At 52.8% G+C, this 1,561-nt stretch carries 1 pseudogene; it reads right to left on the bottom strand.

The annotated features are described in order from the left end of the window. Window positions 1–116: 116 nt before the first annotated feature. Window positions 117–1,478: pseudogene (locus ACRXB1_RS35830) on the bottom strand (cytochrome c oxidase subunit I); the annotation flags it as partial. Between the last annotated feature and the right edge of the window lie 83 nt (window positions 1,479–1,561).

Raw genomic sequence — 1,561 nt, 5'->3', positions numbered from 1 at the left:
GTGGAAACCTTGTTCTATTTGCCGTGGAATCGGCATTAACTTTGCCGTGGAATCGGCATTAACTTTGCCGTGGAATTCGTGATTTTTTTCCCGTGGAATCCTTGTTCGCGATGGCGTGGAATACGCACATAACGGCGTGGCATGCCGGCAAGTCCTAAAAAGTGCATTGGAAAGAACGTGACGTTAAACGCCACCATCGACACCCAAAAATGGATTTTGCCGCGCGTCTCGTTATACATCTTGCCCGTCCACTTGGGCGCCCAGAAATACCAACCTGCGAACAGCGAAAACAGCGAGCCGGCGACCAGGACATAATGAAAGTGCGCAACTACGTAATACGTTCCGTGCATTTGAATATCTAATGGCGCAAGGGACAAGATGAGGCCCGTAAAGCCACCCACCGTGAAAACGAAGATGAAGCCAATGGCGAACAGCATCGGCGTCTCAAAGGAGAGTGATCCGCGCCACATGGTCGCCACCCAGTTAAACACTTTCACGCCCGTTGGGATTGCAATCAGCATAGTGGAGTACATGAAGAAGAGCTGCCCGGTTACAGGCATCCCTGTTGCAAACATGTGATGTGCCCATACCATAAAAGACAGGATCGCAATCGAGGCGGTCGCATAAACCATCGATGCGTAGCCGAAAAGGGGCTTCCGGGCAAAGGCGGGAATAACCTGTGAGACAACACCGAAGCCGGGCAAGATCATGATGTAGAGCTCTGGGTGACCAAAGAACCAGAAAACATGCTGATAAAGCACCGGGTCGCCTCCGCCGGCAGCGTTAAAAAACGAAGTGCCAAAATGCCGGTCGAACAAAAGCATAGTGACGGCGCCTGCGAGAACAGGCATTACCGCAATCAACAGAAAAGCGGTGACCAACCAGGTCCAGCAGAACATCGGCATCTTCATCAACGTCATGCCGGGCGCGCGCATGTTCAGTATCGTCACCACGATGTTGATCCCGCCCATAATCGATGATGCCCCCATAAGGTGGATCGCAAAAATCGTCATGTCCATACCTGGACCCATCTGCGTGGACAACGGCGCGTACATCGTCCATCCGCCTGCCGGCGCGCCACCCGGCATGAAAAAGGTAGCAGTCAGCATAATTGCCGCAACGGGCAGCAACCAAAAGCTGAAGTTATTCATTCGGGCGAACGCCATGTCGGACGCGCCGATTTCAAGAGGGACCATCCAATTCGCGAATCCGACGAAAGCAGGCATGATCGCGCCGAATATCATCTCGAGGCCGTGCATGGTCGTTAGCTGATTGAAGAACTCCGGGCGCATCAACTGCATGCCCGGTTCAAACAACTCGGCACGAATTGCCAATGCCATCACACCACCAGATAGAAACATCACAAACGAGAACAACAGATACATCGTTCCTATGTCTTTGTGGTTTGTGGCAAAGACCCATCTGCGCCACCCGGCCCTGCGTGCCAATATGAGATGCGACACCTGCCTTGGACCAATTAGAGTACAAAGACAGGATGCAATTCATGGCCAATCCGATGAAATCTGTAGTGAAGCCCGTACCGCAGCCCGCTGGGCTGGAA

This window comes from Caballeronia sp. M23-90, assembly GCF_053574605.1.
The sequence above is the reverse complement of the archived record's forward strand: the minus strand, read 5'-3'. Positions and strand labels throughout refer to the sequence as shown.